Consider the following 26,923-nt stretch of genomic DNA (forward strand, 5'->3'; position numbering starts at 1 on the left):
GTGGCCGCCCCGGCCTCAGCCCCGGGCCAGCCGGCGTTCGATGGCATCCATCAACAGACCCGAAATATCAATGCCGTAAGCGGCGTCCAGTTCGCGAATGCAAGTGGGGCTGGTGACGTTGATCTCCGTGAGGTAATCGCCGATCACATCCAGACCGACAAACATCAGGCCTTTTTCCTTGATGACCGGCGCCACGCGCGCGCAAATCTGCCGGTCCCGCTCGGTCAGCTCCCGGCCCTCACCGCGGCCACCCGCCGCGAGATTTCCGCGATTTTCGCCGTGTGAAGGAATGCGTGCAAGGGCATAGGGCACCGGCTCGCCCTCAATCATCAGAATACGCTTGTCACCCTCGGTGATTTCCGGAATGAACTTCTGGGCCATCGCCTGATGGGCGCCGTAGTTGGTGAGCGTTTCAATGATCACCCCGAGGTTGGCGTCGTTTTCCTTGACCCGGAAGATCGAGCGGCCGCCCATGCCGTCTACCGGCTTCATGATGATGTCACCGTGCTCGGCGTAGAAATCCCGGAAACGTTGGGAGGAGCGAGTCACGATTAACGGTGGTGTCAGGTCTTCAAACTGGGTGGCGAACAGCTTCTCGTTGCAATCCCGGAGTGTTGCCGCCGGGTTCACCACCAGGGCGCCTTGCTGCTCAGCGGCCTCCAGAATGTAGGTGGCCATCAGAAATTCCCGGTCGACAGGCGGATCCTGGCGCATCAGGATAACATCCAGATCGCCGAGCGCCCGATCCTGGCTGGCCCCGAAGCTGTACCAGTTTTCCGGGTCCATATGCACGGTCAGTGAGCGCGTATGCGCCCTCGCCCGGCCACCGGCAAGGTAAAGATCCGGCAGTTCCATGTACTCGATTTCCCAGCCCCGGGTCTGGGCCGCATACAGCATGGCCAGAGAACTGTCTTTTTTGAAATGGATATCCTGAATGGGATCCATCACGATCCCCAGCCGGATTGTCATAGCGTCTCCTGGAACTGTCGATGAGAAAACACGAACCGGTCAGCAGAGCGTGCCGGTTATAAAGTGCTATGCTTGAAGCACAGATGTTATTGTACCCGAGCCGCGAATGCATCCGGAGAAATCCTCAGGCAAATCCGTGATGGCAGCGGCATAAGTACATTTGGTCACAAACAAAAACTTTTTATCCGGCCATGGATACTCTATAAATGAGCGGGGTTTATAGAACAACCTTAACGTTTGTGTTAAAACCCCCGTTTGAAAATAACGACAGTCGCTAGAGCGCAAGGCAGTTGGACAATGGATGACAACTTCGAAAACCTGAAGATCATGGTGATTGACGATAGCAAGACCATTCGTCGCACCGCGGAAACCCTTCTGAAAAAGGTTGGCTGTGAGGTTATCACCGCCACTGACGGCTTTGACGCTCTGGCCAAAATTGCCGACTCCCAGCCGGACATCATTTTTGTTGATATCATGATGCCCCGTCTGGACGGCTACCAGACCTGCGCACTGATCAAGAACAATTCCTCTTTCAAGAAGACGCCGGTTATCATGCTTTCGAGCAAGGACGGCCTTTTCGACAAGGCAAAAGGCCGCATTGTTGGCTCGGACCAGTATCTGACCAAACCGTTCAGCAAGGATGAGCTGCTCAACACCATCCGCCAATATATGCCGCAGGCAGAACAGTAAACCCTGCTGACACAAGGAATCATCGAGGAAACCATGGCCCGCATTCTGATTGTTGACGACTCGCCTACCGAAGTTAAGAAAATTTCCACCATCCTGGAAAAACACAAGCACGAAGTGCTGACCGCCGACAACGGTGCCGATGGTGTCGCCAAAGCCCGCGCAGAAACACCGGATCTCGTTCTGATGGATGTGGTGATGCCAGGCCTGAACGGATTCCAGGCCACGCGCCAGCTGACACGCGCGCCGGAAACCGCGTCCATCCCGGTGGTGATCGTCACCACCAAGGATCAGGAAACCGATCGCGTATGGGGAACCCGCCAGGGTGCCAAGGGTTACCTGGTCAAACCAGTTAACGAAGACGACCTGATCAAAACAATCGCCAACCTGATTGCCTGATCCCCAACCTTGGAGTACGCATGTCCGCCCAGGCCGACCCTTTTGCCGTTCTGACGGATATCGCCCAGCGCAGCCGGTCTATGGCCGCCGGTCTGCCGGAACAACAGGAAGCCGTTGAACTCTGGAACGGCATCGGTTTTATTCTCGCGGGCGAGCGCTACGTTGCCCCGATGGGCGAAGTGACCGAAATCCTCCACGTGCCCCGGTTCACTCACGTACCGGGAGTGCGCTCGTTTCTGATGGGCGCCGCCAATGTTCGCGGCCGTCTGTTACCTCTGGTTGATCTCGCCGCCTTCTTTGATGTGCCCCGGTCTTCCCGCAGCCTGCGCGAGCGCCGGGTGCTGGTGGTTGAGCAGGAGGACGTCTTCAGTGGTCTGGTGGTCGACAGCGTACTGGGTATGCAGTACTTCGCCAAAGACAGTTTCAGGGCCAGCCCCGAGGGTGTGCCCGACAGCGTTCGTCCGTTTGTGAGCGGCGGTTACGAACGTAACGAGGAGGTCTGGAAAGTGTTCTCAGCCACCGACCTGGTGGCAGATGAACGCTTTCTTGATGTCGCACAGTGGTAAGGGTGATGGTACTGGCAGGAACATCACCCTGACCGTCTCAGATTTGCCACAGATACTTGCCATTTCCAGAAGAAAGAGGCCGGGAGCCAGAAGATGAAAAACAGAGCCGGAAGACTCAGTATGGGACAGGGAGGCAACAAACTGGTTGCCGGTCTGATCGCTGCGCTGATTGCACTTACCGTCCTGCTCGTTGTGGTGCTGTTCATTATCAACCAGGACAGTCAGCACGATCAGCAGTACATCGCCAACACCGCCGAAATGCGGGTACTGTCCCAGGAGATCGCGAAAAACGCGACCGAGGCCGCCGGCGGCACCGCCGAAGCCTTTGACCAGCTCCGTCGTTCGCGGGACGAGTTCCAGCAGCTCTGGACCACCGTTACCGAGGGCAACCCGGACACCGGCCTTCCGCCCAGCGAGCTGGCCCAGCAAAGTGGCGTGCAGGAACACTGGAACACCGTTCGCGAAAACGCCGACAGCATCCTGTCCACGCGCCAGGCCGTTCTTGGCCTGCACGAAGTGGCCCGAACGCTTAACGAAACCATTCCCCAGCTGCAGGTTGAGTACGATGACATCGTACAAATCCTGCTCGACAACGGCGCTCCGGCCGAGCAAATCGCCCTGGCCCAGCGCCAGTCGCTGCTCGCCGAGCGGATCGTACGCTCGGTTAACAACGTACTGTCCGGTGACGAAGACGCGGTTATCGCCGCTGACCGCTTCGGCCGGGATGCCAGCCTCTTTGGCCGCGTGCTCGACGGCCAGTTGAATGGCGCTCCCGCCATGGGTATTTCCCGCGTTGCCGACGAAGATGCCATCTACGGTCTCGAGGCAGTCGACGAGCTGTTCCAGTTCGTTTCGCAAAACGTTGATGCAATCCTTGAAGCCTCTCCCGACCTCTTCAAGGTTCGTACCGCCGCCAGTGATATCTTCCAGAACTCCGAGAACCTGCTGGCCGAGCTCTCCGTGTTGGCCGAGAATTTCGCCACCCGGTCCAACTCCCGGCTGATCAGCCCGACCCTGGCTTTCGCGATCCTGGCGGCCATGGTTGCGATCGTTGTCTTTATCGGCTTCGCCCTGTACCGCGACGCTCAGGCTCGACTGGCCACCACCCAGGAGCAGAACGAGCAAAACCAGAACGCGATCCTGCGACTGCTGGACGAACTGGCCGACCTGGCTGACGGTGACCTGACCACCGAGGCCACGGTAACCGAGGACTTCACCGGTGCCATCGCCGACTCCATCAACTACGCGATCGACCAGATGCGCGGACTGGTTCAGGCGATTCGTGGTACTGCCGTACGGGTAGCGTCAGCGGCTCAGGAAACCCAGGCCACTGCGATGCATCTTGCCGATGCTTCCGAGCACCAGGCCCAGGAAATCGCCGGCGCCTCCGCTGCGGTGAACGAGATGGCGGTGTCCATCGACCAGGTATCCTCGAACGCTGCCGAGTCCTCCGCGGTTGCGGAGCGGTCGGTTGCGATCGCGAAGAAAGGCGCGGAAGTGGTACAGAACACCATCCGCGGCATGGACAACATCCGTGAGCAGATCCAGGAAACCTCCAAACGGATCAAGCGTCTGGGTGAATCTTCCCAGGAAATCGGTGACATCGTATCCCTGATCAACGACATCGCCGACCAAACCAACATCCTGTCCCTGAACGCGGCGATCCAGGCCTCCATGGCCGGTGACGCTGGCCGGGGCTTCGCGGTAGTTGCCGACGAAGTACAGCGACTGGCGGAACGTTCCTCTGCGGCAACCAAGCAGATTGAGGCACTGGTCAAGACGATCCAGTCAGACACCAACGAAGCCGTAATCTCCATGGAACACACCACCGCCGAGGTGGTCCGTGGTGCCCGTCTGGCACAGGACGCGGGTATCGCCCTCGAAGAGATCGAGAACGTATCCATGTCGTTGGCGGAACTGATCCAGAACATCTCCAACGCGGCACGCCAGCAGTCGTCTTCTGCGGCGCACATTTCCAACACGATGAACGTTATCCAGGAAATCACCTCCCAGACCTCGTCCGGTACCAACGCGACCGCGAAGTCTATCGGTAACCTGGCGGAAATGGCCTCCGAATTGCGGTCCTCTGTTGCCGGCTTCACCCTGCCGGACGAAGACCTGGCACATCAGGAAGACGAGGAAAACAGCGACGTTCCGGTGGTCGGCTGATCACCGGCCCGGGGCAGATGACGGTCTATGGCGCATACGCATAACCAACTGTCACCCGCCGAAGGCATCTGGTCACTGCGTCGTCTTCCGGATATGGACGACGCGCAGTTCAGCCAGTGGCAAACCTTGCTGGAGCACCGCACCGGCATGACCCTGAGCACCGAGCGCCGCTCGTTTCTGGAAACCAACCTCGGAATCCGGATGCGCGAGATAGGCTGCAACAGCTACCAGGCCTACTACGAGAAGATCGTATCCGGCCCGGACGCTGTCAGGGAGTGGGCCACGCTGGTCGACCGGCTCACGGTTCAGGAAACCCGGTTCTTCCGGGACCCGGACGCCTTCCGGCTGGTCGCAGACTACGTGCGCACCCGGCCCCGTGAACAGTTCAGGAAGCGGGCCCTGGAAGCATGGAGCGTTGGCTGCTCCACCGGGGAGGAGCCCTATACACTGGCGATGCTCCTGAACGAGGGGATGGCCCAACTGGGCCTGCAACCGCTCTTCGGCGTGACCGGCTCGGATATCAGCCAGCCGGCGATCGAGAAAGCACGCCAGGGCCGCTTCAATGCCCGCAAGCTGCTGGGCATGGACGAAGACCTGAAAGCCAGGTATTTCCGGCCCTCGGAGCGGAATACCGTTGAAATTGTGAACAGCATCCGTGACCGGGTGTGCTTTACCAGGCTCAATGTTCTGGATCTGGAAAAGGCACCCATGCACGGGATGAACATTATCTTCTGCCAGAACCTGCTGATCTACTTCCGTCGCTGGCGCCGACGGGAGATTGTCAAACGGCTCGCAGAGCGTCTGGCACCGGGGGGGTTACTGGTGCTTGGCCAGGGTGAACTGACCGACTGGCAGCCACCGGGCCTGCAGAGGGTTCCCTCGGAACATGTACTGGCGTGGATCAAGCGCCAGTCCGACGAAGAATAACCGGAGTGGTTATGGGCAATCACCATGACAGCATCGCCCTCGACTGGGTTCGGGGAGAGATACAAGACACGCTGACCCAGGGCCAGCATGCACTTGAGGCGTATGTCGAAAATCGGGACGACATTGCGCGCCTGCGCTTCTGTCTGAATTATCTTCACCAGGTACACGGCACCCTGCAGATGGTGGAACTCTACGGTGCAGCGTTGCTTACCGAAGAGATGGAAAAGCTGACCCAGGCCATTCTCAACGAGACCGTGACCAGCGTAGACGACGCAGTCAATGTCTTGATGCAGGCCATTCTGCAGCTGCCACAGTACCTGGAGCATCTCGGAAGCAGCAGCGACGACTTTCCCATGGTGCTGCTGCCGTTGCTGAACGACCTTCGGGCCGCCCGGTCCGAACCGCTGCTTTCCGACACCTCCTTGTTCAAGCCAGACCTCTCTGCCTCGCAGATCAGGGTCGGTGGCAAGGTGTCCGAGCGTCTGCACGACCCCAAGGTACTGGGCCACCTGCGCAAGTTGCGCCAGATGTATCAGTTCGCCCTCGCCGGCGTGGTACGCGAGGCCGACCTGGATGCCCATTTCGATTACCTGCAGAAAGTCATCCAGCGCCTGATGCGCCTGTGCCAGAAAACGCCACGGGGCGAACTCTGGAAAGCCGCCAGCGCCTTTGTGGATACGCTCCAGGCCAGGGCCAATCCTGTCAACCCGGCGGTTATCTCGCTGCTCAGAGAGCTGGACTCGGAAATCCGCCGACTGACCGACGAACACGCGGACATTCTTCAGCAACCGGTCCCCGAAGCTCTGTTCAAGCATTTGCTGTATTACGTGGCCAGGGCCAGAGATCTGGATCGTCCACAGGTGCAGGCACTGCGCGAAACTTACCAGCTCGACAGCGCCCTGCCCTCGGAAGACGACGTGGATGCCGCCCGCAGCCGGGTATCGGGTCCCGGCCGGGATGCCATTCATTCGGTGGTCAGTGCCCTGAATGAAGAACTCGCGCGGCTGAAAGACCAGCTGGATCTGTTCGTGCGCGCCGAAGCTCGCCAGAACCGCGAACTCGACGAGCTGCTCCCCGGTATGCGCCAGGTCGCCAACACCCTGGCGGTGCTTGGCCTGGGCATCCCCCGCAAAGTGGTCACAGAGCAGATCGATCTGGTGGAAAAACTGTGCCTGCAGGCCGAGATGGTCGACGATGGCACTCTGATGGATATTGCCGGCGCTCTGCTCTATGTGGAAGCCAGCCTGGCGGGCCTCGACAGTGAGCGCCGCACGGAGCAATCCTCCGGTTCCGCCGAAGAAGCCTCGGCCATCAACATGGGCTCCCGCGAACTTGGCGAAGCCAGCGAAGCCCTGATCCGGGAATCCCGAAATACCCTCGAACAGGTCAAGTCGGCCATTGTCAATTTCATTGCCTCCCAGTGGGACGCACGTGAAATCGAACACGTACCCGGGCTGCTGCACAGCATCCGCGGTGGCCTGAGCCTGGTTCCCCTCGACCGGGTCGCGGAGATGCTCGCCTCTGCCGAGCGATACGTGACCGACGTCCTGCTGGGCAGTCAGCAGGTGCCAGACTGGAAACAGCTGGATACCCTGGCCGACGCCGTCACCAGTATCGAGTATTACCTCGAACGCCTTGCCGATGGCATCAGCGACAACGACGCCATTCTGCGAGTGGCCGAAGACAGCCTGGCTACCCTGGGCTTCCCGGTTGGCCAGGAACCCACCTGGGGCCAGGAAAACGCATCGGATGCCGCCCCGGCCGAAAGATCTGCGGTTGAAGAAACAGTGGCCGCAACTGAAGCGGCCGCACCGGAGGCCAAAACGTCCGACGCCGAACTCCTGGACGATGAGATCCTGGGCATTTTTGTCGAGGAAGCAGAAGAAGTCCTGCAGACCATTCAAGAGTTCTATCCGAGACTGCGCCAGGATCATGAAGATCGCGACGCGCTCACCGAAGTACGCCGGGCCTTCCACACGCTCAAGGGCAGTGGCCGCCTGGTTGGCGCCACCAGCATTGGCGAACTCGCCTGGTCAGTGGAGAATCTGCTCAACCGGGTGATCGATCAGACCATCAAACCCACGGACGATATGTTCAGCTTGGTGGACGAAGTCAACGAGCGTATCCCCTCGCTGATCGCGGAATTCCGCAACGGAGACACCAGCGGAGACGTGGATGCGCTGATTGAGCGTGCGGAAGCGCTGGCGACGACCCGCCGCGTTGAAGCCGATTCAACCGAAGAAGCCCCGGCTGTCGACGCTGCCAGTGCCGCCGACACCGCGGACGACCGCACCTCCGGCGAGCCGGGCGTTGTCGATGCGCCCGCGCCCGAATCAGGATCAGGATCAGCGGCTGCGCACGGAGATGACAGCGACGATCTCATAGACGATGAAATCCTCGAGATCTTCATCGAGGAAGCGGGCGAAGTGCTTGATACCGTCCGTGAATACCTCCCCATGTTGCTGCGTCAGCACGATGACCGCAGCGCCCTGGCTGAAGTACGCCGGGCGTTCCACACGCTCAAAGGCAGTGGCCGGATGGTCGGTGCCAACGTCATCGGCGAACTGGCCTGGTCGGTGGAGAATATGCTGAACCGCGTTATCGACGGCAGCGTGTTCATGAATGACGACATTGCCCGGTTGCTGCAGGATGTATCCGATTCGGTGCCGGCCCTGGTGTCCGATTTCGAGAAACGCCAGGCACCGAGCCTGAACACCGCGCCCATGGAAGCGCGGGCGAACGCGCTGGCCAATGGTGAGATTCCGGACACCACCGCCATGCCGGTACTCGATAGCGACGTCGAGAGCGCCGAAGTCAGCGCACCGGGCACGGCAGACAGCCATGATTCCGCGACCACCGAGGAAGACGTTGACCCGGTGCTGCTGGAAATCTTCGAGAACGAAACCGAAACGCACCTGCAGACCATCAGGGAGTTCCTGTCAGCGGCCGGAGACAAAGCCACTGTGGGCTATACCGATGATCTGTCCCGGGCACTGCATACCCTGAAAGGCAGCGCCAACACCGCGGGTATTGCGCCCATCGCGCAGGTCATCACGCCACTGGAGCGCTTTATCAAGGAATCCCGCGCCCAGAACAAGCGGGCCGACCGGGAGGTCGTGGCGCTGATCAGCGATGCGGCCAATTTCCTGACCGAAGGCCTGGCACAGATTCGCAAAAATCCCCAGACCTCGCTGGCCGGTACCGAAGACTATCTCGAGCGTTTGCAGCAGGTCAGCGAGCGAACGCTGATCAGCCACGCAGAAGCCGCCCATGAAGAACCGGCCCGGGAAACATCGTCGCAACTGGTCCAGCTGTTCCTCGGCGAAGGTCTTGATATCGTCCTGGACGCGGAAAGCATTCTCAACCGGTGGTCCGAGGATCCTCAGCAAGACGACTCCCTCGACACATTGCGCCAGGAGCTGGAGCAACTGACCCAGGGCGCAACCAATGCCAGCCTGCCCGATGTGGCCGAACTGGCTGCAGCCCTGACCCGCTGCTATACCGCCATCTCGGAACAGGGTTTGCCCTCGCGTGAAACTGTGTTCGAGACACTGCACGCCGGCCACGAACAGCTCATTAACATGATGGACCAGGTCGCGGCCGGTCTGGCGACAGAGCCCAGCCCGGAACTGATTCAGACCCTGGACACACTGACCCGGGAAGCCGAAACCCGGGCCACAGAACCGAACGAGTTCGACCAGCAGTTCACTGACGACCTTGAAGAGATCGACCTGAGCCTGGAACTGGATGAACTTGATCCGGTAGCCACAGAGGACACTGGGCCGGCTGAAACTCCGCCACTGCCGGAAATGTCTGAAGATGACCAGGCCATGGACGAAGAGCTGGCGGCCATCTTCCTTGAAGAAGCCAGAGACCTGATCGACAGTACCGCAGAGGCGCTCTACAGCTGGAGCGAAGACACCGGCAATCTCGACCTGCTGCGCCTGCTCCAACGCGACCTGCATACCCTCAAAGGCGGCGCCCGGCTGGCCGACATCCCGGCCGTTGGTGATTTGTCCCACGAACTGGAAAACCTGTTTGAAGGTCTGACCGAGCAAAAACTCTCGGTCAACGAGGCACTGTCAGATTTGCTGTTCCGCTGCCACGACCGGCTTGCCGGCATGGTGGATGCTCTCGAAGCCAGCGAAACTCCGAGGCCTGCTCCGGATCTGATTGTCGAGATCCACGACTACATCAACGGTGCCCGCGGGACGCGCCCGGTTACCGAGGTGCCGAGCGAGCAGGAACCGGCGACAGAAACCGAAAGCCCATCGCTTCCCGAGCCGGATGTGGAAGAAAGTTCCGGGGAGACTGCGCCGGAATCCACCAACGTTCAGGACGACCAGGCGACAGACCTCTCCCACCTGGACCCGGAACTGGTCGGCATCTTCCTGGAAGAAGCCTACGATCTGATCAATTCCACCAGCAGTGCTCTGCACAGCTGGAGTGAAGACCCCTCCGACCGTGACGTGGCGGCCGAGCTTCAACGTGATGTGCACACGCTCAAAGGCGGCGCCCGCATGGCAGGCGTCGACGCCATTGGCGATCTGACTCACGTGCTTGAAGATCTGTTCGAGAAAGTGGCCGAAGGCCAGCTCGCAGCGAGCAGCGACATGACCGATCTGCTGTTTGCCTGCCACGACCGCCTGGCACAGATGGTTGAACAGGTTGCCACCCAGAAACCGTGTCCGCCGGCAGACGAACTCGTCGCACAGGTTCAGGCCACGCTTCGCGGCGAACCCGTTGCATCCGCGCAGCCTACCGCAGGCCCGGAAGCGGAGCCCGAGGCCGCCGAAGGTGCTTACCAGCCAGACCTCGAACACGATGACCTGGCGCATGAGTTCCACGAGGATACAACCGCCGACGACGACCTGGCGGATATTTTTCTGGATGAAGGCCTGGAGATCCACGAGGCGATCACCGAATGCCTGCACCAGTGGCGTGAAGCGCCCGATGAACTGGGTGGCCTTACCCGCCTTCAGCAGGAATTGCATACCCTGAAAGGGGGCGCGAGGCTGTCCGATGTCGACCCCATTGCCGACCTGGCAGAAGCCTGGGCCGATGCGCTGGACCAGCTGATCGCCGGCGACCGCGAACAGCAAGCCTTGCTCGAGCTGAGTGATCGTGCCGCAGCCAGTCTGCTGGCCATGCTCAAGGCCATGGAAGACCGGCACAAGCCGGAAGCCGACACCACGCTGGTTGAAGCCCTGCGCACAGGCACACCCGCAGCGACAGGCAGCGCCGAGCCGGCTTATCCGGACGCCCCGGAAACTTCCGAAGCCGATTCGGTCGACCCCGAAGTCCTCGAGATCTTTCTCGAGGAAGCCGGTGAGATCATGGACCAGCTCGAGCAACTGCTCGATGACTGGCGCCGTGAGCCAGCCAATGAGCACTTCAATCGCGAAGCTCAAAGGGCCTTGCATACGCTCAAGGGTGGCGCCCGGCTGTCCCAGCTTACCGAGCTCGGGGACCAGTCCCACGCGCTGGAGACACGCCTGATCGATCTTGGTGGCAACCCGCCCACTGACGCGCAATGGCAAGCCATCACGGATGATCATGACGCCATTATTGCGCTGGTTGCCGGGGTCCGGAAGCATTTCGAATCCGGCCCGGCTGCGGCGGCCCCGCAGGCACCCAAAGCGCCGGAGCCGGTGCGCACGAAACCCACTCCGGCACCCAAAGCGGAGACCGGGCCAACGCCCGCCAAACCCGCGAAGGCGCCTGCCCAGACCCGCAAAAAAGCGGCGGATGCACAGCGTGCGGCCCAGGAAAGCATCCGGGTTTCCGCGCCGCTGCTTGATGAGCTGGTTAACCTGGCCGGTGAGACCAGTATTACCCGCGGCCGCCTGGAACAGCAGAGCAGTGATTTCAGTTACACCCTGGACGAAATGGCGGCCACCATCGAGCGTCTGCGGGAACAGCTGCGCCGGATGGACATCGAAACCGAAGCGCAGATCCTGTTCCGCGCCGAGCAGGAACACGGCCCTGATTATGGTGATGATTTTGATCCCCTGGAGATGGACCGCTATTCCTCGATCCAACAGCTGTCACGGGCGCTGAGCGAATCCACCTCGGATCTTGCCGATTTGCGCGAAACCCTGTCCGAACGGGTTCGGGACACCGAAACCCTGCTGGTCCAGCAGTCGCGGATCAACACGGAGCTCCAGGAAGGTCTGATGAAGACCCGGATGATTCCGTTCGCCTCCATGGTGCCCCGATTGCGGCGCATCGTGCGCCAGATCAGTGGCGAACTGGGCAAAAAAGCCGAGTTCGACGTGCGCAATGCCGAAGGAGAAATGGATCGCAATATCCTCGAGCGTATGGTGGCACCGCTGGAGCATATGCTCCGCAATGCCCTTGATCATGGTATCGAAGCGCCGGACGAGCGCAGCAAGGCTGGCAAGCCGGCAACGGGCGAAGTCGTTCTGTCGCTGACCCGGGAGGGTGGCGATGTGGTATTGCGGATGATGGACGATGGTAAAGGCATTCCGTCCAGCGTGATCCGTGAAAAAGCCATCCGCCAAGGCCTGATGCGGGCCGATGAGGATCTGACAGAGCGCGAGATTCTGCAGTTCATCCTGCAACCGGGCTTCTCCACCGCCCAGCAGGTTACCCAGATTTCCGGCCGTGGCGTTGGCATGGATGTGGTTGCCAGCGAGATCAAGCAGCTTGGCGGCAGCCTGGACATCGATTCGGCCCTGGGCCGCGGCACCACCTTCACCGTGCGCCTGCCCTTCACGGTATCGGTCAACCGGGCCTTGATGGTGTCAACCGGCGAAGACTTCTACGCCATCCCGCTGAATACCATTGAGGGTATTGTCCGGGTCAGCACCTACGAGCTGGAGGAATACTACAAACCAGACGCTCCCTTGTACGAATACGCCGGCCAGGAATATCGCCTGCAGTACCTGGGCAGCCTGCTGAACAGCGATCATCAGCCCAAGCTCCAGGGACAGGCTCTGCCACTGCCGGTGATTCTGGTACGCGGAGCCGAGCAACCAATGGCTCTGCAGGTAGACCAGCTGATGGGTAGCCGCGAAATCGTGGTGAAATCACTCGGGCCCCAGTTCAGTTCCGTACGGGGCGTGTCCGGGGCGACCATTCTTGGCGACGGTAACGTGGTAGTCATTCTCGACCTGCCGGCCATGATCCGTTCCGACATACTGTCCGAACGTCAGCGTCTGGCCGATCTTGAAAAGGCCCGGGAAAGTGCCCGTTACGAAGAGAAGGCCACAACCGTAATGGTGGTGGACGACTCGGTCACCGTGCGCAAGGTAACCTCCCGTCTGCTCGAGCGTAACGGCATGGAAGTCGTCACCGCCAAAGATGGCCTGGACGCCGTGGCCCAGCTGCAGGACCACCGGCCGGACATCATCCTGCTGGATATCGAGATGCCGCGCATGGACGGTTTCGAAGTGGCCAGCTTTGTCCGCCACGACGATAACCTGAAAGACACACCGATCTGTATGATCACTTCGCGAACAGGTGAAAAGCACCGGGAACGTGCCCTGGCCATCGGGGTCAACGAATACCTAGGCAAGCCGTTCCAGGAAACCGAGCTGCTTGACACCATCAAGCGGCTGACCGGGCACCGGTGATGACCGGGCCCAACGGCCGGCCCGGCATCGGAATTGTGTCCGATGTGGTCCTGCAGCGGCACCGGCTGCAGGCCGCAACGGGCAAGTTTGGCCTTGATGTGAGTTTCTCCGGTGATCCGGACCGGCTGATGGGCTACCCGGACTTTCCGGAGGCGGCGTTGTGGCTGATCACCCTGCAGGATGAGGCTGACCATCCCGCCCTGTTCGAGCACCTGCTGGACAATACCGATGCTCCGGTTTTGTTCGGGCTGGACCAGGCTCCCAAGCCTGGCACCACCGAATACTTTCGCTGGGAGCGACGGCTGCTCGACAAACTGGAGCGGCAGCTCGGCCATCTGGAACAGCTGGACTCTGCCGGTGACATTGAAGAACTGGCAGCCAAGGCCGACGCCCCGGACACGCCGGCGTTGCCGCACTGGATTACCCCGGCCACCGAGGGCTCAGTAGCCGAAGAGGTCTGGATTCTCGGGGCCTCTTTGGGCGGCCCGGCCGCCGTAAAGACATTTCTCGACCATCTGCCACCGAAGCTGCCGGTCGGCTTTGTCTACGCCCAGCATATCGACGGCAACTTTACCGATGTCCTCACGCGGGTGCTGGGGCGCCATGCCCATTACACGCTCAAGCGGGCGCAAACAGGCTATCAGGTTCGTAACGGCGACGTTGTGATGCTGCCGGTAGAGCGGGAATGGTCGTTCGACCAGGAAGGGAAAATGATCGAGCAGGAGCATCCCTGGCCGGGGCCCTACGGGCCCTCGATAGACCAGGTCCTGCTGAATGTGGCCGATTGCTATGGCAAACACTGCCATGTCATCCTGTTTTCCGGAATGGGCAATGATGGTGCTATCGCCGCACCTCTGCTGAAGGCCTATGGCAGCCACATCTGGGTTCAGGAAAGCACCAGCTGCGGTAACAGCTCCATGCCCGATTCGGTGGCCGCTACCGGCTGTACCAGTTTCTGCGGCACGCCGGAGCAACTCGCGAAAGAACTGGTCAAAGTGATTGAGAACAAATGCCTGCTCAATAGCCGGCAAAAACGGGATTCCGCCTGAGGTAACAAGCAATGAGTGAAAACAGCCAGTCCCTGTCCTGCGTTATGATACCGGTCTCGGACCGCCAGCTTCTGCTGCCTAACGTTTCCATTGCCGAGGTGGTGGATTATGCCAGCACCGATGCCGGTACCCGCACCCCGGACTGGCTGGTGGGGTTTCTTGACTGGCGGGGACTGAACCTGCCGGTCATCTCCTACGACGCCGCCAACGGCAACAAGCTCACCATCCCCGGCGAGAACCGTGGGCGTATCATTGTCCTCAACACCATCGGCCAAGACCGCCAGCGGGCTCCGTTTATGGCTCTGGTCACCCAGGGTATTCCCAGCCAGGCACGATTGACCGAAGATCAGATACGACAACTGGAAGGCGAGGCCGGGCCCGCAGACATAATGCAGGTGGAAGTGGACGGTGAGCCGGCCTGGATTCCCAACCTCGAATACCTGGAATCTCTGGCTGCCGACGCTCATCACTGATCGTAACAACTCGTACCAACGGCACACCATGGCGTGGCCGCCTGCAAATGTTATAATGTTGCAAATTTTGCAGGATCCACGCCATGCCCGAACGCGCGCTGCCTTATCGTCCTCATAATCATCAGGCTTGTGTGGCCCGGGCCATGTCGGACGCCCGTGTCATTTGCCGTGCAGCAAATGCCCGCCTGACCCCCATTCGGGAACGGGTACTGGAGTTGATCTGGCAATCCCATAAACCGCTGGGCGCCTACGACATTCTCGCCAAGCTTGGATCCGATGGCCACAATGCCGCGCCACCAACCGTCTATCGGGCCCTGGATTTTCTGCTCCAGCATGGCCTGGTTCACCGGATCGCTTCACTCAATGCCTTCGTTGGCTGCGCCCATGCCGGCGAGCATCACCGGGGTACCTTCCTGATCTGCAAGCAATGCGGCACGGTACTTGAACTGGCCATGCCCGAACTCAACCAGGCGATCGAAGCAGCAGCCCGGGCCGAAGCCTTTGTACCGGACGATATGACCCTGGAAGTTGCCGGTTTCTGCCCGGGCTGCGAGAAGGATCGGCAACATGACTGAGCCGCTGGTCCAGCTTGAACAGGTCACCGTGGCATTTGGTGAGCGCCCGGTCGTCGACCAGGTCAGCCTGAAAGTCAGCCGGGGCGATATTCTCACCGTTATCGGCCCGAACGGCGCTGGCAAGACTACCCTGATCAAAACCGTGCTTGGCATTCAGAAGGCGACCCGGGGCCGGATATCACTGATCCCCGGGCTGGTGATTGGTTACGTTCCCCAGCACCTGACGCTGGAGCCAACACTGCCGTTGAGCGTCCGTCGTTTCATGCTGCTCAGCGGCCGCCCACTGGACGACTGCCGGGCAGCCCTGGCACGTACCGGTGTCGATCACCTGCTGGATGCGTCCGTGCACCATCTGTCCGGGGGAGAAAAACAACGGCTGCTACTGGCCCGTGCGCTCGCTCGAAAACCGGATTTGCTGGTGCTGGATGAACCTGCCCAGGGCGTCGACATTAATGGCCAGGCCACCTTGTACGAACTGATCCGCCAACTCAGGGACGAGCTGAACTGCGGCGTCATCATGATTTCCCACGACCTCCACCTGGTGATGGCCGCCACCGACCGCGTCATCTGCCTGAATCAGCACATTTGTTGCAGCGGGTTTCCGGAGGACATTTCCACAGACCCGGCCTTCATCGATACCTTCGGGCACCAGGTTGCCGAGTCGCTGGCCGTTTATCACCACCATCACAACCACAGCCACACGCTGCATGGTGACGTGGTACCCGCCAACGAGCCCCACGGAGGTTGCAATCATGACCCTCATTGATTCCGTGCTCGGGGATTTTTTCTGGCGAGCACTGCTCGGTGGTCTGGGCGTTGCCCTGGTTGCAGGCCCCCTCGGGTGCTTTGTCGTGTGGCGCCGAATGGCTTACTTCGGGGACACGCTGGCCCACTCCGCATTGTTGGGGATTGCCCTTAGCTTTCTGATCAGCGTGCCGCTGAATCTCGCGGTGGTGATCACCTGCGTGCTCATTGCCCTGGCGTTGGTGCTGTTATCACGCACCCGCACCCTGGCCACCGATACCCTGCTGGGCATTCTGGCCCACAGCGCTCTGGCCATCGGTCTGGTGACCCTCAGCTTCATGCCGGACATCAGGCTGGATCTGAACGGTTTGCTGTTCGGCGACCTGTTGGCAATGACCCGCCAGGATCTGCTGTGGATATACGGCGGCGCCGCCTTCGTACTGATCTTGCTGACCGTGCTCTGGCGAGGCCTGCTGATGAGCACCATCCACGAGGAGTTGGCCCGGGTTGAGGGTATTCCGGTCGAGAGGCTGCGCCTGGCACTCATGCTGATGTTTTCGCTGGTGATTGCCGTGGCTATGAAGATCGTCGGCGTACTGCTCATTACCGCACTGCTGATTATTCCGGCCGCCACGGCACGACGGCTGGCCCACACCCCGGAACACATGGCCGGCCTCGCCGTTGGCTTCGGGGTAGTGGCGGTATCCGGCGGCCTGACCCTGTCCTGGTATCTGGACACGCCGGCCGGTCCTTCGGTGGTGGTCACCGCATTTCTGGTCTTTCTGCTGGTGTACGGCGGCGCCCGCCAGAGCCAACACTGATCCCCGGGGCTTTGCGTTCCCCGAGGGCTGGTCTACAGTAAAGCGGTAATTGATCGGTAACGGCTCTGCGGGAGCAAACCAGCATGGACAGCGATTCACCGGGCAAGAGTCCGAAGCGATACTTCCGGCTTTGGCCGGGCCTTTGGATGCCGGCGGCTATCCTGATCATCGGCCTGGCACTGACCATTGCGCTGGCCTCAGCGGAGGCACAGGACGTCACCCACCTTGGCCGGGAGACCCATCTGGCCAGGCATCAGGCGCTAGTCGCCCAGGTGTCCGCCCGGCTGCAACAGGCGCCGGGGAGCCACCTTCCGGAAACGCTATCCTCGTTGCTGTCAGCAAGCGTTCCAGACGGCCTTCATTTACGCATTGATACCCTCGCCCGACACACCAAACAGGCCCTGCTTGAGCTCGGCCACACCAGCGGAAAGCGGGCCAAAGAAGCATTACGCACCGAGCTGAACTTGCCCGGCCGGCACTGGATGGTGACCACCACACCCGCGGCAGACCGCTCAGCTCCCAATCCGGCACAAGCCTACTGGCGAGTCATGACAGCGGGTACCGGTCTGACCATTCTGGCTGCCCTGCTGATGCTGGCCGGCTGCCGCCGACACGCTACCACCCGCGCCTTGAACGACGACCAACGACGGCAGCTTGGCCGTGCCGGACAAACAATATCCAACCTCCAGGTGGAAAAGTCCGTGCTCCGCCACGCGCTGAACGACAGCGAGGCCCGAAGCCGGGATCTGGTGGCTTTGGGTGGCGCGCTGATCGCCGAACTGGATGATCAGGGGCGTATCGGCTTCGCCTCGGCGCAGGCGGCAGACCTGCTCGCTCGTGCACCGTCGGACCTGATAAACCAGCCCTTCGAGCATCTGGTGTCGGAGCAGGACCGGGGACGATTCCGGGAGAGTATGGAGAGTGCCCGACAAGGCGATACGCTGGTGCGGGCAGACCTGACGCTAGCCAGCGCCCGCGAGATGCCACCCCTGGCGGTCAGTCTGCGCATGAAAGCGATCAAGGACCCTGTTCATGGCATCACCGGTTTTCGCCTGAGTGCCACTCCCTTGCATCCGGTGATCTGATCAAAGATCTTTGTGGGTGCCGTCGCACACCGGCGGCGAGCCCGTCTGTTTGCAGCCGCAGAACCAGATCCACTCGGTTTTCTCGGCGCTGAACCTGACCGGCGCCAGACCGGTTCCCTGATGAGAACCATCACAGAAGGGCTGGTTCTGGCTCCGGCCACACGCACACCACATATAGTTTTTGCCACCCTCGACCTGAATGGCATAGGGGCTTTTTCTGGCAATTTCCGGTTTCGCGTCCGACATGGTACGTCTCCCGTCAACAAGGTTTCACACCAGTATAGACCGTTCAGGCCATCCCTGATGGCACCTACAATGGCTGAATCCGGTCCGGCAAACGCCCGCTTTCAACCAGCTCCAGAAACTCATCGCCCAGACGACCACTCTCAGCGACGGCTTTGCGCCAGACCCGTTCGCGCCCGGCGTTGTCGTCCAGGTACTTCTCAAAATCCTTGCGGTCCGGCAACTTGCCATTCGGCAGGGTCGACAGGTATTCCGCCGATGGCGAGACCAGAACCACATCCTGCAGCCGGTCGGCATCGCCCCGGCGCCAGGGCAACGTCTTGTCAAACCAGCCCGGAACCACCCGATCGGTAAAATGCGGGTACAGAACAATGCCAGGCTGCTGGTAAGGCAGATCAAGATGGTAATCGAGCAACCCGCCATCCCGATAGATGCCCTCCGGTGCGCCGGCGATGTCACGCACGCCCGACATCACCAGCGGAATGGATGCGGAAGCCAGCAACGCCGACAGCAGATTATCGCGGCCAAGCGGTATTTCATGGCTGGGAAAGTCACTCAGCTCGGAAACCGGGGCTCGTGACCGGGTGTCATAGACAATGCCGCGCTCCATAAAACGGCCAAGGCGCCTGCGGCTCATCATATTGGCGCTGATCGCCTGCATCAGCCCCAGGCTCAGGCGGCCACGGGTATCGTGCTGCAACAAGCCGAGACTACGCACCACAACAATGTTCAAGCGATACCACGGGTGCGCCAGTACGTGATCTTCCCGGCCACCCAGCAACTCCTCCAGGAACAGCGCGCTCCGGCGGGAGATCTCGGCGGCACTGGTGCCTTTGGCGAACCGCTGGCGGGTGTACAGGTCCGCCAGCTTGGCCAGCTGGGCTGCGGGGTCATCCGATGACGCAATGGCGGCAAAGCGCCAACTGCCGATGGACGAGCCGATCAACGCCCGCTCCTGCGGCACACGGGGCAGCCAATCACCAAAGATGGCCTGGTCCAGTCCGCTGATGCCAAGCGCTTTCGGCCCACCCGCTGCCCCGGGCACAACGTGAACATCCTCCGGGCCCAATGGCTTCTGTTTTAACCGCTGCAAAGCGCGTCGCCCTGCGCGAATGCTCAGTGCCGGTGCCCGGCTGTGAATGGCAGTCATTCCGTCCTCCCCTGAAACGTCTGGCGAGTGTATCCGACCGGCCAGACACCGCCAACTGCAGAGAATTCATGATGACTATGTATATTCTGAATAGTGTCTTTTCAGGCGCCATACCGGAAAAAAACACCAATCCGCGGTTTTTGCTTTCGCCGGCTCAACACCGTGCTAGACTTCAACCAGCGTTTACAAACTGAAACAAATGGGTTTTGAACTGCGGGAGTAGGCTGTGAATCTTTTTGCCTCGCCAAATACCCTGGCAACCAATCCGACACTGGCGGTGCTTGGATTCAAACGACAGCTGGTCTATCACCTCCATATCTGGGCATTTATTGCAGTCGCTCCGCTGGTGATGGTGCAGTGGCAGCATGGCAACCTTCTGCTCTCGTCCCTGCTGATTCTGTTCTGTGTAAACGCTGCGCTGGTGGTCGCCTTGCTGCGGTTTCGCGGCACGTATTTTCTTAAAGGCCGGCTGTTTCCCATGCTGGCCATGGTGTGCGCAGCCTATTCCACCCTGATTAATGGCCACGCAGGGTTGTACTGGGCCTACCCTGCCGCCATCGCGCTGTTCTTCCTGCTTCCCCTGCGCGAGGCCATTGTCTGCAATGTCGCGTTTGTATCGATCATGGCCGTGGTGTCTTTCGTCAAGTTTCCGGAAGCCGACTTCTGGCGCATTACCTTCTCGCTCGGGCTCAGTTGCCTGTTTGCCATGATATTCGCCTGGCTGGTGGGCCGACTGCAGGCTGAACTGACTCATCTGGCCACCACCGACCCGTTAACTGGCTGCCTCAACCGCTCGCAACTGGCCGATATCCTGAACAGCCAGATTCAAATGCGGGAGCGTTACGAACGGGTATCCAGCCTGGTCTTGATTGACCTCGACTACTTCAAGACCATCAACGATCGCTGGGGGCATCTGGCTGGCGACAAGGTGCTCAAGGAAATGGCTTTGAGAGTGCGTAAACGATTACGGGAGAGCGACCAGCTGTTTCGCATCGGCGGCGAAGAATTCATGGTTGTCCTTCCGGAAACCCGGCAAAAAGACGCCGATACTCTGGCCCATCAGCTGCTGACCAGCATCAGTGCCCGGCCATTCCTGAACGATATCCGCGTGACCGCCAGCGCCAGTGTTGCCGAAGTGACCCAGGGAGAAACCTGGTCGGTCTGGCTGAACCGTGCAGACCAGGCCCTGTATGAGGCAAAGTCCCGTGGCCGTAACCAGGTGGTCAATGCCCCCAGGCTCGCCACGGCCGGCAGCGACATCACCGATCAGGCTCCATGGCCAGACCCGGCCACAGATACCATCACCCCGGCCTAAAGGTTTCCCTCACCCTTTCTGAACGAACGATAGGCAGTGTAGACATCCCAGGGTTGCTCGAAATGCGGATAGTGGCCAACATGGCGCAGAGTTACCACATCGGCTTTCGGAATCAGTTCCCGATAACGCTGGGCCATGGCAACACCGGACACCGGGTCGGCCCCTCCGGAAATCAGTCGCATCGGCTGTTCTGCGTTTTGCAAGGCGCCGACCCAGCGGTTGCGGTGGCAACGCCGTTCCTCCATGAACTGTATCAGGCGGTGCAATACCGCACGGCCATTGTTGTAGTTCAGCAAGTGCCAGAAATCGTCCATATCCTGCCGGTCCGGCGGATTCCGTGAGCCGAACAGGCGGCGGAAACTTCGCTCAAAAGCCGGGCGGCTAAGCCCCCGCCCAATCAGACCGCCAAGCCGACTGCGCAGAATTTTCTGGATAAACAGTGGCTGATGGACCTCCGGAAACAGGCCGCCATTGAGCAGGCAGACACTGGCAATGGCGAATGGCAGTTCGCCCTCCTGTTCTCTGGCCAGCAGCTCCTGCACGACGGTTGTCCCGTAGTCATGCCCGAGCAGATGGACACGGCTCAGCCCAAGGCCCTCGACCCACCCCTGAATCAGATCCGCCTGGTCTTCAATGCTGTAGGTGTACTGAGGCGGTTTGTCGGAAAAGCCAAAACCCAGCATATCCAGCGTAAGTACCTGGTGCTCGCGGGCCAGCATGGGCCAGAGCCGGCTCCAGTCCCAACTGGCCGTTGGAAACCCGTGCAACAGAACCAGTGGCTCGCCCTGCCCGGCCATCCGGCTGAAGATGGCATGGCCTTCATAGCTGAACCATTTACCACCATGTTGCCATGCTTCGAGCGTGTTGGTCTCCTGATGCGCTGACGCCGCCATGTCTGAACCTAATATCACCTGTTCCATGTGCAATCCAGTAATCTGCCCGCCCCACACTGTAGTGCAAAGCCGCGCCCACGACCATATCGTCAGTTGTATGTTGTGCGGTAGTCCTTTCCGGCACCACGCTCGTAAACCATGGCGATACACGGCAAATTACCTTAAGCTTTGGCCCTTTTTCAGACACCCCAAACCGGAATTGATTATGTCTCTACCCCTTGACGATCTGGCCGACCATTACCGTTCCATTATCCACGGCCTGGGCGAAGACCCGGAGCGCGAAGGTCTGCAGGACACGCCCAAACGCGCCGCCAAGGCCATGCAGTTTCTGACTCAGGGTTATAACCAGAACCTCGAGGAACTGGTCAACAACGCGGTCTTTGAGTCCGCCATGGACGAAATGGTCGTGGTTCAGGACATCGAGCTGTACAGTATGTGCGAGCATCATATGTTGCCGTTTATTGGTAAGTGCCATATTGCTTATTTGCCCCAGGGCCATGTTCTTGGCCTGTCCAAGTTTGCACGTATTGTCGATATGTACGCCCGCAGGCTGCAGATCCAGGAAAATCTGACCCGGCAGATCGCCGAGGCCGTCGAAAGCGTGACCAAAGCCGCCGGCGTTGCCGTCGTCATCGAAGCCCAGCATATGTGCATGATGATGCGCGGAGTCGAGAAACAGAACTCACGTATGAAAACCTCCATGATGCTCGGTCAGTTCCGGAAGTCCCAGGCAACGCGGACAGAATTCCTGAACCTGATTTCAAGCAACCGCTAACACCAGACTGAATCCCGGGAGTTGTTATGGCAAACGATCAGCGGCCACTGGCCCGCGTGCAGATCAAAAACCTGCTTTTGCGCGCCTACATCGGCATCAAAGAAGAAGAGATCAACAACCAGCAGGATGTGCTGATCAATGTTTGCCTCACCTACGATGCGTCCTCAGCCATCGAGCGTAATGAAATCTCGGCGGCCCTGAACTATCGCACCATCACCAAGCAGATCATCGCCCACGTGGATGGTCAGCGTTTTGCGTTGCTGGAGCGGCTGACCCATGAGGTTCTGAGCATTGTCATGGAGCATGGCGCGGTACGCTGGGCCGAGGTAGAAATCGACAAGCCCCATGCGCTACGGTATGCGGAGTCGGTTTCCGTAACCCTGGAAGCCAGTCGCAACGAGCCCTAGGATTCAGCCATATGCCCAGCAACAGCCCTGAACAGATCCGGGATATCCTGGAATCGGTGAAAACGATTGCCCTGGTCGGTGCCAGCGAGAAGACCAACCGCCCCTCCCATGAGGTGATGGCGTATCTGCAGGATCAGGGCTACCGGGTGATCCCGGTCAATCCACGCCTGGCCGGGCAACAGGTTCTGGGCGAAACCGTTTACGCCGATCTGGCGTCACTGCCCGGGCCGGTCGACATGGCCGAGCTGTTTCTCGCCCCCGAGCGCACGGATGCGGTGATTGATCAGGCCATAGCCCGGAACATTCCGATGCTCTGGCTCCAGATTGGGGTGATCAACGGGCCCGGCGCTGAGCGCGCCGAAGCGGCAGGCCTGCAAGTGGTTATGGACCGCTGCCCCAAGCAGGAAATTCCCCGCCTTGGTCTGCGCACGCCAGCGCAGGCCTGATATCGCTCCCACCGCAGCTCGGCATCCGGCACTGAAGGCAACAACCCGTCTTCAGCGCCAGATCAGGCACCATTTCATAATGTCAGCTGGCATCTGTTATCAATTGCGACAGTCTGACATACTCTCCTGACAATAATTCCGGGCTGACGGCAACCGGTAACTCCAGCAATACCGGTTTGTTCTGCTTCGGACAGGCGCAACATTGGTCCAAACAGCCAATGGCGAACATGATATCGAATCGTTCATAATTGGCCCGCGCCTGCCGTTAACACAGATGTACCCGATGCCAACCTCACCGGAGCAACACGTGGAGAAGACCGAAACACCCATCAGGCTGGTTGTTCGTGCGCTGATGAGCCCGCTGTTCCCGGTGCTGATTTTTCTGGTGTTTTTCGGAATCGCAACCGGGCTCCGGACCGGCCTGACCCAGCAGAACAGCCACCAGATCCAGACCAATCTGAATAACGAAGCCCGCGCCCTGGCCAACAATCTGGAGCGGGAGTTCATGGTGCACCTTGATGCCATCGGTCGCATGGCGCAGCGAATGCAGTCTAACCCCGCGATGTCCGAAGACGTCTGGCGCCAGGATGCCCGCAACTACCTGCAAGATTTTGGCGTTTACCAGGCGATTGAATGGATCGATAAAGACTACATTGTCCGCTGGCTAGAGCCATTCGCCGGCAATAACGAAGTGGTTGGTTTTAATGTCGCGTTCAACGACGAGCGAGAAGCCGCACTCGCCCATGCGGCAAATTCCGGCCAATACGACCTGTCAGGGATCATTGACCTCCGCCAGGGGGGAGACGGGCTTGTGATCTATCATCCCGTGGGCCGGGCCGGCAACAATAACGGCTTTATGGCAGGCGTTTTCCGGTTGCAGGTGCTGGCGGAGCAAGTGCTTTCCAGGCGTATTCTTGATCAGTTCCAGGTAACCATTACGGAAAACGGGCAAAGCCGGTTTCCCCTGGGCAATGCAACCGCACTTGCGCCCGGCTTTGAACATACCGTGCCCATTCAGTTGCCATTGCTTGAGTGGTCGCTCACGCTTACCCCGACCGAACAATGGGTCGAATTACAGCGCAGCAGCTGGCCCACCATGACCTGCGCCAGCGTGCTACTGATGGGCCTGCTAACCAGCCTCACCGCGCTTCTGGTGCAGCTGATCCTGAAGCGCAATCAGGCCTTGCTGAAAACCCGGCGGGAACTCGAGCAGGAAATCCATCAACGCAAAGCCATGCAGGTAGACCTGGAACGGCTCGAATCGACCGACACCCTGACAGGGCTGGCTAACCGCCGGTTCTTCATGGAAGATCTGGCCCACACTATCAATATTGCCGACCGCCAGATGCGCCAGATCGCCCTGGTGATGCTGGACTTGGACCGGTTCCAGATGTTGAACGACTCGCTCGGCCACCAGTTCGGCGATGAACTGCTGATCAAGGTGTCCGAACGCTTGAACGGACTGAGCAACGAGCGATTGCTGGTGGCCTATTCCGGCGGGGATGAGTTCATGGTGTGCCAGCAACAAATCGCCGACATTGACGATGTCATTCACCTGCTGGGGCAGATCAAACAGTGTTTTGCCGCACCGTTCCATGTCCAGGATGAAGATCACAGCATTACCGCCACTATGGGCGTGGCGGTTTACCCCCAGAGCGGCCTGGATGCCGACACGCTGCTGCGGAACGCCGATATTGCGTTGTATCGGGCCAAGGAGCAGGGCCGCAATACCTATCAGTTTTATACCGAAGGTATGCAGGATCGCGAAGTCTTGCGCCTGGAACTGGACCGGGACCTGAGCCAGGCGCTGGCCAACGACGAATTCGTTCTGTATTACCAGCCGCAGCTCAATCTGGATACCGGCAGAATCAACAGCGTCGAAGCTCTGATCCGTTGGCAACATCCGGTTCGCGGCCTGTTGCCACCGGCCGAGTTCATTCCGCTGGCGGAAGAAAGTGGGCGTATTACGGAAATCGGCCGCTGGGTGGTGCTGGCGGCCTGCCGGCAGTTAACCCGGTGGAAGGGCACGGCCTGTGATCACCTCAGAATCGCGGTCAATCTGTCCGGGCGTGAACTGGACGATGAATTCCTGGTCGACCACATTCGTGAGTCCCTGGCCTCTGAGGGTGTGCACCCTTCCCGGCTTGAGGTGGAGCTGACCGAGGAGATCTTTATTCAGAACATCGAACACAATCTCGATCAGATGTCCCAGTTACATCGCTTGGGCGTTCATCTTGCCATTGATGACTTTGGCGTGGGTTACTCTTCGCTGGGGTATTTGAGGGATTTTCCGGTGGATCTGCTCAAGATTGACCGTTCGTTTATCACTGAGGTGACCGAGCGACATGATGATGCGGTGATCACCCGCGCGGTGATCAATCTGGCCCATAACCTGGACATTCAGGTGGTGGCGGAAGGGGTAGAGACCGAAGCGCAACTGAGCTTCCTGCGGGCTCATCGCTGTAATCTGGCGCAGGGATACCTGATCAGCCGGCCGGTGCCCCCAGAGGTTCTTGAGCAGGCCGTGGCAGAGGGTATTTCGGTGCCAGGGCTGCCGGTGAGTTCCGGTTTGTAATTGATGCCCCGGGCCACCACACTTGGTTTCCAATGATTTTTCATGAGTGATTTATGTCTGGCGGATATCTGAATTCGGAACAGGATGCACAGCTTCGTCGCTGGGAGCGGTGGAACCGGAACTATTTTGTGTTCGCCTTTGTGGCGTTGATTGTGGTGTTGGTGTTCAGCAGCCAGCTGGGCCTGTCCTCCGGCGATGACTGGGGGTCTCTGGGGGTGCTTCTGGCGTTGCTGGTGGCGCCGATTGTGGTTCTGCAGTTGCGGCTGAAGTGCCCGGCCTGTGGTGTAAAGATTGGCTGGCAGGCGAAGCTGATGGCGCCGGACCAGTGCAAGTCCTGCGGTGTGTTTCTGCGTTCGAAAAACACTTCTTCCTGAATTTCTCTCCGAAAACCTTTGACCTGTGAGTTGGTCACAGGTTTTAGTCTAGTCTTCAACGTAGTGAGTTTGCCGTGCCGGCACGGGGGGAGCCCTTCCGAAAACCGCTGCGAGTACGTCCCTGTAAGCTTGTCTCCGCCATCCATGGCTCCGAACATTTTCGGAAGGGCTCCCCCCGCACCAGCACTCCGCCGACTTGATTCGTGGATTCCAGGTATCTGGTTTTCGTTTTTTGCTGGACGTTGCTTATGAAAGTCAAAGACATCGCCACCGCCGCCGGGGTAAATCCGGATACCGTCCGGTTCTACACCCGGGAGGGCTTGTTGCGCCCCACCCGGAATCCGGACAACAACTACCAGCAGTACGATGCCGAGGATCTGCGCCGGTTGCGCTTTGCCCGTAAGGCCCGGCAGCTGGGGTTTTCGCTGCCGGAGATCCGGCAGATTCTGGAGCAGGCAGACGACCATCATTCACCCTGTCCGATGGTTCGGGATGTGTTCCGGAAGCGGCTGGCCGAGGTGGAACGGGAAATTTCGGAGTTACAGAAGTTGCGGGCGCGGATGGTATCGGCTTTGTCTACCTGGCAGGACATGCCGGATGGTACGCCGGATGGGCACACGATTTGTCGGTTGATCGAGCATTGGGATGACCCTGCGTCAACATCCTGTTGTGAGGAGTCTTGA

The 26,923-nt window shown here is 59.8% G+C and carries 23 protein-coding genes; 19 read left to right on the top strand and 4 right to left on the bottom strand.

From position 1 onward, the window contains the following. Positions 1–15: 15 nt before the first annotated feature. Positions 16–969, bottom strand: a complete 954-nt coding sequence (gene gshB / locus ACP2AU_RS03440) for a glutathione synthase (protein WP_426374503.1) — start codon at positions 967–969, stop codon at positions 16–18. A 297-nt stretch (positions 970–1,266) separates the two neighbouring features. On the opposite strand from gshB, the gene pilG reads away from it, so the two are divergent. The 12 genes from pilG to ACP2AU_RS03500 all read left to right on the top strand — a co-directional run bounded on the left by pilG (position 1,267) and on the right by ACP2AU_RS03500 (position 18,062). Then, positions 1,267–1,659 (top strand): twitching motility response regulator PilG, encoded by a 393-nt coding sequence (gene pilG / locus ACP2AU_RS03445; RefSeq protein WP_011787170.1) that lies wholly within the window; start codon positions 1,267–1,269, stop codon positions 1,657–1,659. Positions 1,660–1,692: 33 nt separating this feature from the next. Continuing rightward, complete coding sequence (gene pilH / locus ACP2AU_RS03450) at positions 1,693–2,055, top strand: twitching motility response regulator PilH (RefSeq protein WP_426374505.1); 363 nt, start codon at positions 1,693–1,695, stop codon at positions 2,053–2,055. Between the two features lie 20 nt (positions 2,056–2,075). Further along, a complete protein-coding gene (locus ACP2AU_RS03455; protein WP_426374507.1) occupies positions 2,076–2,621 on the top strand; it encodes a chemotaxis protein CheW in 546 nt (181 codons plus the stop codon). Between the two features lie 93 nt (positions 2,622–2,714). Then, complete coding sequence (locus ACP2AU_RS03460; protein WP_426374508.1) at positions 2,715–4,790, top strand: methyl-accepting chemotaxis protein; 2,076 nt, start codon at positions 2,715–2,717, stop codon at positions 4,788–4,790. A gap of 27 nt (positions 4,791–4,817) precedes the next feature. Further along, positions 4,818–5,717, top strand: coding sequence for a CheR family methyltransferase (locus ACP2AU_RS03465; protein WP_426374510.1), 900 nt, complete (start codon positions 4,818–4,820; stop codon positions 5,715–5,717). 11 nt (positions 5,718–5,728) lie between these two features. Then, the gene (locus tag ACP2AU_RS03470; RefSeq protein WP_426374512.1) at positions 5,729–13,315 is read left to right on the top strand and encodes an Hpt domain-containing protein; all 7,587 of its coding nucleotides are present in this window, start codon (positions 5,729–5,731) and stop codon (positions 13,313–13,315) included. Then, on the top strand, positions 13,315–14,364 hold the full coding sequence (locus ACP2AU_RS03475; RefSeq protein WP_426374514.1) for a chemotaxis protein CheB: 1,050 nt from the start codon (positions 13,315–13,317) through the stop codon (positions 14,362–14,364). The genes ACP2AU_RS03470 and ACP2AU_RS03475 overlap by 1 nt, the downstream gene beginning before the upstream one ends. 11 nt (positions 14,365–14,375) lie before the next feature. Further along, a complete protein-coding gene (locus ACP2AU_RS03480) occupies positions 14,376–14,837 on the top strand; it encodes a chemotaxis protein CheW (RefSeq protein WP_426374515.1) in 462 nt (153 codons plus the stop codon). 83 nt (positions 14,838–14,920) lie between these two features. After that, a complete protein-coding gene (locus ACP2AU_RS03485) occupies positions 14,921–15,412 on the top strand; it encodes a Fur family transcriptional regulator (protein ID WP_426374516.1) in 492 nt (163 codons plus the stop codon). Next, on the top strand, positions 15,405–16,178 hold the full coding sequence (gene znuC / locus ACP2AU_RS03490; protein ID WP_426374517.1) for a zinc ABC transporter ATP-binding protein ZnuC: 774 nt from the start codon (positions 15,405–15,407) through the stop codon (positions 16,176–16,178). The genes ACP2AU_RS03485 and znuC overlap by 8 nt, the downstream gene beginning before the upstream one ends. After that, positions 16,165–16,977 carry a zinc ABC transporter permease subunit ZnuB gene (gene znuB / locus ACP2AU_RS03495; RefSeq protein WP_426374518.1) on the top strand — a complete coding sequence of 271 codons (813 nt, stop codon included), beginning with the start codon at positions 16,165–16,167 and terminating at the stop codon, positions 16,975–16,977. Before znuC ends, znuB begins: the two co-directional genes overlap by 14 nt. Before the next feature lie 83 nt (positions 16,978–17,060). Then, the gene (locus ACP2AU_RS03500; protein ID WP_426374520.1) at positions 17,061–18,062 is read left to right on the top strand and encodes a PAS domain-containing protein; all 1,002 of its coding nucleotides are present in this window, start codon (positions 17,061–17,063) and stop codon (positions 18,060–18,062) included. Here ACP2AU_RS03500 and ACP2AU_RS03505 read toward each other — a convergent pair whose 3' ends face one another. Further along, positions 18,063–18,308: a CDGSH iron-sulfur domain-containing protein gene (locus ACP2AU_RS03505; protein WP_426374521.1), complete on the bottom strand. Its 246-nt coding sequence runs from the start codon at positions 18,306–18,308 to the stop codon at positions 18,063–18,065. It lies immediately after the preceding gene. Between the two features lie 64 nt (positions 18,309–18,372). After that, entirely contained in the window at positions 18,373–19,455 is a 1,083-nt protein-coding gene (locus ACP2AU_RS03510; RefSeq protein ID WP_426374522.1) for a patatin-like phospholipase family protein, read from the bottom strand. A 226-nt stretch (positions 19,456–19,681) separates the two neighbouring features. Here ACP2AU_RS03510 and ACP2AU_RS03515 point away from each other — a divergent pair, with 226 nt between their 5' ends. Beyond that, the gene (locus ACP2AU_RS03515; protein ID WP_426374524.1) at positions 19,682–20,770 is read left to right on the top strand and encodes a GGDEF domain-containing protein; all 1,089 of its coding nucleotides are present in this window, start codon (positions 19,682–19,684) and stop codon (positions 20,768–20,770) included. Here ACP2AU_RS03515 and ACP2AU_RS03520 read toward each other — a convergent pair. Continuing rightward, positions 20,767–21,663: an alpha/beta fold hydrolase gene (locus tag ACP2AU_RS03520; protein ID WP_426375071.1), complete on the bottom strand. Its 897-nt coding sequence runs from the start codon at positions 21,661–21,663 to the stop codon at positions 20,767–20,769. The two genes, ACP2AU_RS03515 and ACP2AU_RS03520, sit on opposite strands and share 4 nt — an antisense overlap. Positions 21,664–21,868: 205 nt before the next feature. On the opposite strand from ACP2AU_RS03520, the gene folE reads away from it, so the two are divergent. The 6 genes from folE (at position 21,869) to ACP2AU_RS03550 (ending at position 26,923) form a co-directional block, all read left to right on the top strand. After that, the gene (gene folE / locus ACP2AU_RS03525; protein ID WP_426374525.1) at positions 21,869–22,438 is read left to right on the top strand and encodes a GTP cyclohydrolase I FolE; all 570 of its coding nucleotides are present in this window, start codon (positions 21,869–21,871) and stop codon (positions 22,436–22,438) included. 26 nt (positions 22,439–22,464) lie between these two features. Next, positions 22,465–22,845 (top strand): dihydroneopterin triphosphate 2'-epimerase, encoded by a 381-nt coding sequence (gene folX, locus ACP2AU_RS03530; RefSeq protein WP_426374527.1) that lies wholly within the window; start codon positions 22,465–22,467, stop codon positions 22,843–22,845. Between the two features lie 11 nt (positions 22,846–22,856). Beyond that, positions 22,857–23,291, top strand: coding sequence for a CoA-binding protein (locus tag ACP2AU_RS03535; protein WP_426374528.1), 435 nt, complete (start codon positions 22,857–22,859; stop codon positions 23,289–23,291). Between the two features lie 307 nt (positions 23,292–23,598). Then, complete coding sequence (locus ACP2AU_RS03540; protein WP_426374530.1) at positions 23,599–25,866, top strand: putative bifunctional diguanylate cyclase/phosphodiesterase; 2,268 nt, start codon at positions 23,599–23,601, stop codon at positions 25,864–25,866. 53 nt (positions 25,867–25,919) lie between these two features. Beyond that, positions 25,920–26,240 carry a hypothetical protein gene (locus ACP2AU_RS03545; protein ID WP_426374531.1) on the top strand — a complete coding sequence of 107 codons (321 nt, stop codon included), beginning with the start codon at positions 25,920–25,922 and terminating at the stop codon, positions 26,238–26,240. 248 nt (positions 26,241–26,488) lie between these two features. Beyond that, positions 26,489–26,923, top strand: coding sequence for a MerR family transcriptional regulator (locus ACP2AU_RS03550; protein WP_426374532.1), 435 nt, complete (start codon positions 26,489–26,491; stop codon positions 26,921–26,923).

Origin of the sequence: Marinobacter sp. VGCF2001 (genome assembly GCF_049943275.1) — a bacterium.
In the GTDB taxonomy this organism is placed as follows: Bacteria; Pseudomonadota; Gammaproteobacteria; order Pseudomonadales; family Oleiphilaceae; genus Marinobacter.

What these genes read in the sequence shown, in the direction of transcription:
- gshB (WP_426374503.1), bottom strand. Translation starts at nt 969, where the DNA reads ATGACAATCCGGCTGGGGATCGTGATGGATCCCATTCAGGATATCCAT.
- pilG (WP_011787170.1), top strand. Translation starts at nt 1,267, where the DNA reads ATGGATGACAACTTCGAAAACCTGAAGATCATGGTGATTGACGATAGC.
- pilH (WP_426374505.1), top strand. Translation starts at nt 1,693, where the DNA reads ATGGCCCGCATTCTGATTGTTGACGACTCGCCTACCGAAGTTAAGAAA.
- ACP2AU_RS03455 (WP_426374507.1), top strand. Translation starts at nt 2,076, where the DNA reads ATGTCCGCCCAGGCCGACCCTTTTGCCGTTCTGACGGATATCGCCCAG.
- ACP2AU_RS03460 (WP_426374508.1), top strand. Translation starts at nt 2,715, where the DNA reads ATGAAAAACAGAGCCGGAAGACTCAGTATGGGACAGGGAGGCAACAAA.
- ACP2AU_RS03465 (WP_426374510.1), top strand. Translation starts at nt 4,818, where the DNA reads ATGGCGCATACGCATAACCAACTGTCACCCGCCGAAGGCATCTGGTCA.
- ACP2AU_RS03470 (WP_426374512.1), top strand. Translation starts at nt 5,729, where the DNA reads ATGGGCAATCACCATGACAGCATCGCCCTCGACTGGGTTCGGGGAGAG.
- ACP2AU_RS03475 (WP_426374514.1), top strand. Translation starts at nt 13,315, where the DNA reads ATGACCGGGCCCAACGGCCGGCCCGGCATCGGAATTGTGTCCGATGTG.
- ACP2AU_RS03480 (WP_426374515.1), top strand. Translation starts at nt 14,376, where the DNA reads ATGAGTGAAAACAGCCAGTCCCTGTCCTGCGTTATGATACCGGTCTCG.
- ACP2AU_RS03485 (WP_426374516.1), top strand. Translation starts at nt 14,921, where the DNA reads ATGCCCGAACGCGCGCTGCCTTATCGTCCTCATAATCATCAGGCTTGT.
- znuC (WP_426374517.1), top strand. Translation starts at nt 15,405, where the DNA reads ATGACTGAGCCGCTGGTCCAGCTTGAACAGGTCACCGTGGCATTTGGT.
- znuB (WP_426374518.1), top strand. Translation starts at nt 16,165, where the DNA reads ATGACCCTCATTGATTCCGTGCTCGGGGATTTTTTCTGGCGAGCACTG.
- ACP2AU_RS03500 (WP_426374520.1), top strand. Translation starts at nt 17,061, where the DNA reads ATGGACAGCGATTCACCGGGCAAGAGTCCGAAGCGATACTTCCGGCTT.
- ACP2AU_RS03505 (WP_426374521.1), bottom strand. Translation starts at nt 18,308, where the DNA reads ATGTCGGACGCGAAACCGGAAATTGCCAGAAAAAGCCCCTATGCCATT.
- ACP2AU_RS03510 (WP_426374522.1), bottom strand. Translation starts at nt 19,455, where the DNA reads ATGACTGCCATTCACAGCCGGGCACCGGCACTGAGCATTCGCGCAGGG.
- ACP2AU_RS03520 (WP_426375071.1), bottom strand. Translation starts at nt 21,663, where the DNA reads ATGGCGGCGTCAGCGCATCAGGAGACCAACACGCTCGAAGCATGGCAA.
- folE (WP_426374525.1), top strand. Translation starts at nt 21,869, where the DNA reads ATGTCTCTACCCCTTGACGATCTGGCCGACCATTACCGTTCCATTATC.
- folX (WP_426374527.1), top strand. Translation starts at nt 22,465, where the DNA reads ATGGCAAACGATCAGCGGCCACTGGCCCGCGTGCAGATCAAAAACCTG.
- ACP2AU_RS03535 (WP_426374528.1), top strand. Translation starts at nt 22,857, where the DNA reads ATGCCCAGCAACAGCCCTGAACAGATCCGGGATATCCTGGAATCGGTG.
- ACP2AU_RS03545 (WP_426374531.1), top strand. Translation starts at nt 25,920, where the DNA reads ATGTCTGGCGGATATCTGAATTCGGAACAGGATGCACAGCTTCGTCGC.
- ACP2AU_RS03550 (WP_426374532.1), top strand. Translation starts at nt 26,489, where the DNA reads ATGAAAGTCAAAGACATCGCCACCGCCGCCGGGGTAAATCCGGATACC.